Source organism: Paenisporosarcina sp. P4_E4_2, assembly GCF_056401595.1.
Genome location: NZ_JBFUJC010000216.1, coordinates 1 through 5412, shown reverse-complemented (window position 1 = coordinate 5412; position 5412 = coordinate 1). Strand labels below are relative to the sequence as shown.

The following is a 5412-nucleotide window of genomic DNA, read 5'->3' as shown; positions in this document are numbered from 1 at the left end:
ATAAATGGACTTTCCAGACAAACACGCTGAATTTGCTGGACGAATGTTTTCAGTTGCGCATGTTCCTTTTGTAGCCTATCATGCGCTTCCAGCAGTTCATCATAACTGGTCATCGCTTGTTTTAAGTGTGTATGCATTGGATGTTGATATTTTTGTTTTGCATGGTTCAAGTCCTGTCCATAAGTATGTCTCAGCGTTTTATTCCACCTGAAGCCGCAAGCCTGTTTCGTACGAGATAGTTTTTCAGCAGCCACTTCAAATGCATGAATTTGCGTGCCTCCGTTTTTAACTATTTCCAAAACAGTGGATGCTAATTTATGGTCATCCTCAGCAGTCCATTGATCTTTTCTTTTAACTTGAGTCATAGATTCTTCACCTCGCGTTTTTTTCTACTATATGCGCAAATAGAAAGAATAGAAGTTGAGGTTTAAAAAGTACAAAAAATGTGTCTTTAAAGTAACTTTGATGATCGCAACGAACCTAGCGTAGCGTTGCAACGCACTTCCATGTTTCAAAGCTAGCGTAGCGATGCAGAAACAGAAACAGGAGCAGGTGTTTGTCGCAGTTTCCCTTACTATCAACACCATCGTATAACAGAGCCTATGTATAAAAATCTAAGTAATACGTTATTTTTTCCGCGATAAGAATTTTTGAACAGCCACGTGATGCTCCTGCGCTTCCCAAAGTAGTGAACAGTTTTTAACTTCTTCATTAATTTGGCTCAGTAGATTTTGACCAATCCATTTACGGATTAACATTTGTTTATAAGCACGGTGAACAGAAGCCTCTACTTTTTTCATCTCGGATAGAAATCTCTCCATAGCTTGTTCCTTATCACCTTCATAAACTTGTGTAGCCCACCCATTAGCAAGTAACACAGCTGCTGAGTAAGGTTTTGATTCACACAGCATATGCATAGCTACATCTTGTCTTGCTAATTTTTCAAATAAATAGGTTCCTCCGCCCCAGCCGCTTGTAATAGCTAGAGAGCCTTGAATAAACCCTGCTTTGGCTTTTGACGAGACTAGCCGGAAATCACATGCGGTAGCAATCTCGCAACCACCTCCTACAGCGTGCCCATTGACAAGTGCTATGACAGGCACAGGAAGAGTGGCAACTCGATAAAGAACATTAGCCATCCGATCAAGCATTGGGAAGGCTTCTTGCGCCGTCTGGAGACCGTGAAAGACGGATAAATCTCCACCAGAACAAAACGCTTCATCCCCTTCACCGGTAATAACAACAAATTGTATAGTTGAATCATTATGTACATTTGAAACTAGTTTCTCAAGACCATCTATGACTTCATGATTGATTGCATTTCGAATTTCAGGGCGTTTAATAGTAAAACGTAGAATATTATCTTCTCGATTAATTGCAAATGTCATGTAAGCTCCTCCTTGAAAATAGAGAAAAAGGCCACCGGAGAGCCATGGTCTCTCTGGTAGCCTTATAGAACAAATACTGAATTATTTGCTCAATACTTCTTTCCCTTTGTATTGTCCGCATGATTTACAAACATGGTGAGCCAATTTTGATTCACCACAGTTTGGRCAAGCTACCATTCCTGGTAGAGATAATTTGAAATGCGTACGACGTTTTCTTTTTACTGTTTTAGAAGTCTTTCTAAACGGTACAGCCATTGGTGGCACCTCCTTACAGATCGTTTATTCGTCTGTTTGATCAAAATACTTTGCTAAATCAGCAAGTCTAGGATCCAATTTTTTATGTTCATTCTCTTCTTTAGCAGACAATTCCTCATCAGTTAAGTATGACCAGCTTTTTCCGCCCGGAATCGGTTGATGCTCTGCATCTTCCTTAAACACTTGTATCGGAATTTCGACAAGAATCAATTCTTCAAATACAGGGTCGACATTAACAACATCGCCTTCTACATAATGAATTTCTCCATCGTCTTCCTTATGTGTTTCCGACCAGCTGAAAATCTCATCTGTTTGAATATCAAACGGATACTCAACATCTTCCCACGTGCGAGCACATGGTAAGGTAAGGGTGCCTGTCAGTTGAAAATGACAAGTCATTTGCGCTGCACCAAATGTGCAGTGCCCTTTTACATGAACGGGTGAAATTTTCCGGATGTCCGGGTTACGTTCCATCACTTCATCCAATTGAATCGTTTCATCAATTGGCATCCCGTCATGGCGATATTTAGATAGTTGATGAATTGCCCATTTCATTCGTTTATCACCTCAAGACAACAAAGTTGATTATATAATGCAGAAAATTGGATGTCAAGATAATTTCTTGTCACTCCTTTTTTTGACCCGTATAATCTAGAGTAAATGATATAAGGGGGTCACAAGCTTGAAAGCAACTGGTGTAGTCGTCGAACATAATCCGTTTCATAACGGACACTTCTATCATATCAAAGAATCTCGCAAGAAGACAGCCGCAGATATTATTATTGCTGTTATGAGCGGGAATTTTTTGCAACGAGGAGAACCTGCCCTGGTGGATAAATGGTCCAGGACAGAAATGGCTCTAAAAGCTGGCGTAGATATCGTAATCGAGCTCCCTTACGTTTTTGCAACTGCACAAGCCAGTGACTTTGCACGTGGTTCAATTACACTGCTGGAAGCCCTTGAATGCGAAGCATTTTGTTTTGGAAGTGAGGAAGGGACAATTGAGCCTTTTACACGCTCATATGATGTCCTTACTACACAACAAGAGGCTTACCAAAATTCGATTAAACAATACATGCAACTTGGATTAAGTTATCCAAAAGCATTAAACGAAGCTTATTCAGACATCACAACACACTTAAACTTGCCATTAGTTGACTTATCAAAACCAAATAATATTCTCGGTTATCACTATATTGAAGCAGCCTGTCAGATGCAGGCACATATCAAGCCTGTAACCATTCAACGAATCGTGGCGAATTATCATGATAATGTTGATCAAGACCAATCCATTGCAAGCGCTACAGGTATCCGTAAGGCTCTATTCGACGATGGCTCGATTGAAGCATTGGGAAAATTCATGCCACACACCTCATTGGAACAACTATTGAAGTGGAAAGACTCTATAGGGGTATTTGGCAGTTGGCAACAGTTCTGGCCCCTTCTACGACATACGATTATCCGTTCATCAACAAAAAACCTTGCTTCATATGCTGAAGTAACAGAAGGTATCGAGCATCTAATTCATGAAGCGGCAAGGGAATGCGAAACATTTGAAGATTTTATGAGCCGGGTAAAATCGAAGCGTTATACGTGGACACGCATACAACGAATGCTTACTCATATTTATACAGGCTTTACGTGGGAATCATTGAAAGAACATCAAAAGCCTACGTATTTACGGGTTCTTGGCATGACTCAAAATGGACAAAAGTATTTGAGTGAAAAGAAAAAGAATCTTTCATTGCCACTCGTCAGTCGAGTTGCTGCAACAAAAGATTCTTTATTGGATTTAGACATTCATGCATCTGATTTATATCAATTGGGATTGCAATCACCAAAAATCAAACAACCGGTTGGAATGGATTATCGCAAACCACCGATTATATTATAGTTTATTAATTTTCATAAACATTCGTAATATATAACCGGGTGCGTTGGACTTTAACCAACTGCACCATAGCCCTACGAAAAAAACTTGGCGAAGTGACTTTGTCACTTTGCCAAGTTTTTAATTGTTCGGTTATGGTATTGCTACGTACAGACTTATAGGACAGTCGGAACCTATTCAACTTCACATTAGTGGAACTAGATTACTTTTTCTGTTCTAGCTTATCTAAATAAGCGAGTGCATCATCAACTGTTTTCACAGGCACGATTTTCATCGTAGAGCCTATTTTTTCTGCTGATTCTTTTGCATCCAAATAATTTGATCTCAGTGTAGGATTATTTTTCAATACTTCCTCTGGTAACTCATCGTCAGGTGCAAAGAAAATCTCGATATCTTCTTTATCGGCAGCAATGACTTTCAAGTCAATTCCACCGATCCGTCCCACCTCACCGTTTTCCTGCATGGTTCCGGTTCCCGCGATTTTATAACCTTTTGTTAGATCCTCATCCAGTAACTGGTTCAAAATTTCCAATGTAAACATTAGTCCTGCAGATGGTCCTCCGATTTCGTCTGCCTTAATATTTACTTTCGGTGTAGTCGTGATTTCTTTATCATCAGTAAAAGTGATTCCTAGACCAGCTCGGCTCTCATCAGTAGGAATCGGCTTCAATTCAACTTCAACTGAATCTTTTTCTCCGTCACGTTCAATATGCAGTGTGACAATATCGCCTAATTTTTTCTGTTTTAAATAATCGATAATCCCTTGTTGATTATCACTCTTGACGTCATCGATTTGCAAGATTCGATCTCCAGGACTAAGTAAGCCGTCAGCCGCACCTTTCGGCAAGACATTTAAAACAAAGACACCTTTGGTTGTAATTTCATAAGGTTTACCGGCTTTTTTGAATGCCACTTCTATCGCATTAAATTGTGATTGCGACATAAGATGGAGTTGACGAACATTATATTCTTCGTCATCCTCGTCAGGATTTCTAACTTGATTGGTTTGTAATATCTCTTGTTGGTCGGACACTTTCGCCCATGCATAAGTAAGAGGCGTTGCTTTCGATAAAGCGATGGTCATTAAACTCATCGACCCAGTATCATCCTCATCTCCACTTTCTACATCTACAAGCGGTTCAAGTGGATRCGCCCCTCCGGGTTTTGTGATGTAAGCATCGACGGGATAAACTGTCCCGCTTATAAGTAAAATACAAACGATGAAAAAGCCAATTGTACTTTTCTTTGGCATGTACCCTCACCTCCATGATGACAAGCTTTCTTTTTGCATATACATAGTGTAGCACTTTCACTTTACTTCTGACAAAACGGTTGAAACGGGGAAATTTCACATGCTACATAAGACCAATTTATTCATTTGTTGGTTTCTCATGATTTTGTTTATCTTCATGCCTGGGATAGCTCATCAAGGTTCACAGCTCGGACTTCAGGTTTTTCTTAAACGTCTTTTACCATATTTATTACCTTACTTAGTCGTTTCTCAATGGCTACTGTATGAACTCTACAAAAAAAATAAATGGCAATCCCAYGTTGGCAACAGCATCAAAGTATATGCGATAGGAGCGTTTGGTGGATTCCCTACCGGTGCGGCAACTATTTCGACCTTGTCGCAGGCAAGCATGATCAGTAAGCGTCATGCAAGTCACTTACTTGGAATTTGCCATGCGCCTAGCCCCATGTTTGTGGTAGGCGTGGTTGGGAGTCAATTTCTGTTATCCGCCAACACAGGTATTCTATTAATGGTACTTTTACATACGATCAATTTGTTATTTTTAGTTTTCCTTCATTTATTCATTCCACTACCAAGCATCTCAAAAAATGATAACATAGCCAAGCCAGTTACTTCCCCTTTAAGCG

6 protein-coding genes and 1 pseudogene are annotated in these 5412 nt (G+C 39.9%); 2 read left to right on the top strand and 5 right to left on the bottom strand.

Annotated elements, in window-relative coordinates; genetic code table 11:
- The 4 genes from AC1DSB_RS13765 to AC1DSB_RS13750 all read right to left on the bottom strand — a co-directional run.
- Window positions 1-365, bottom strand: a 365-nt coding sequence (locus AC1DSB_RS13765; protein ID WP_477586904.1) for a transcriptional regulator, incomplete at its 3' end; no start/stop codon positions are given.
- Between the two features lie 261 nt (window positions 366-626).
- Entirely contained in the window at window positions 627-1388 is a 762-nt protein-coding gene (locus tag AC1DSB_RS13760; protein ID WP_016427786.1) for an enoyl-CoA hydratase/isomerase family protein, read from the bottom strand.
- A gap of 81 nt (window positions 1389-1469) precedes the next feature.
- Entirely contained in the window at window positions 1470-1643 is a 174-nt protein-coding gene (gene rpmF, locus AC1DSB_RS13755) for a 50S ribosomal protein L32 (protein WP_016427787.1), read from the bottom strand.
- A 24-nt stretch (window positions 1644-1667) separates the two neighbouring features.
- Window positions 1668-2198, bottom strand: coding sequence for a YceD family protein (locus AC1DSB_RS13750; protein ID WP_016427788.1), 531 nt, complete (start codon window positions 2196-2198; stop codon window positions 1668-1670).
- A gap of 127 nt (window positions 2199-2325) precedes the next feature.
- On the opposite strand from AC1DSB_RS13750, the gene AC1DSB_RS13745 reads away from it, so the two are divergent.
- Window positions 2326-3537 carry a nucleotidyltransferase gene (locus AC1DSB_RS13745; RefSeq protein WP_016427789.1) on the top strand — a complete coding sequence of 404 codons (1212 nt, stop codon included), beginning with the start codon at window positions 2326-2328 and terminating at the stop codon, window positions 3535-3537.
- A 199-nt stretch (window positions 3538-3736) separates the two neighbouring features.
- Here AC1DSB_RS13745 and AC1DSB_RS13740 read toward each other — a convergent pair whose 3' ends face one another.
- On the bottom strand, window positions 3737-4786 hold the full coding sequence (locus tag AC1DSB_RS13740) for a SepM family pheromone-processing serine protease (protein ID WP_477586903.1): 1050 nt from the start codon (window positions 4784-4786) through the stop codon (window positions 3737-3739).
- 100 nt (window positions 4787-4886) lie between these two features.
- Between AC1DSB_RS13740 and AC1DSB_RS13735 the strand changes: the two are divergent.
- A pseudogene (locus AC1DSB_RS13735) lies at window positions 4887-5412 on the top strand (hypothetical protein); the annotation flags it as partial.

Coding starts and splice junctions, on each gene's coding strand:
- AC1DSB_RS13760 (WP_016427786.1), bottom strand. CDS start 1,388: ATGACATTTGCAATTAATCGAGAAGATAATATTCTACGTTTTACTATT.
- AC1DSB_RS13750 (WP_016427788.1), bottom strand. CDS start 2,198: ATGAAATGGGCAATTCATCAACTATCTAAATATCGCCATGACGGGATG.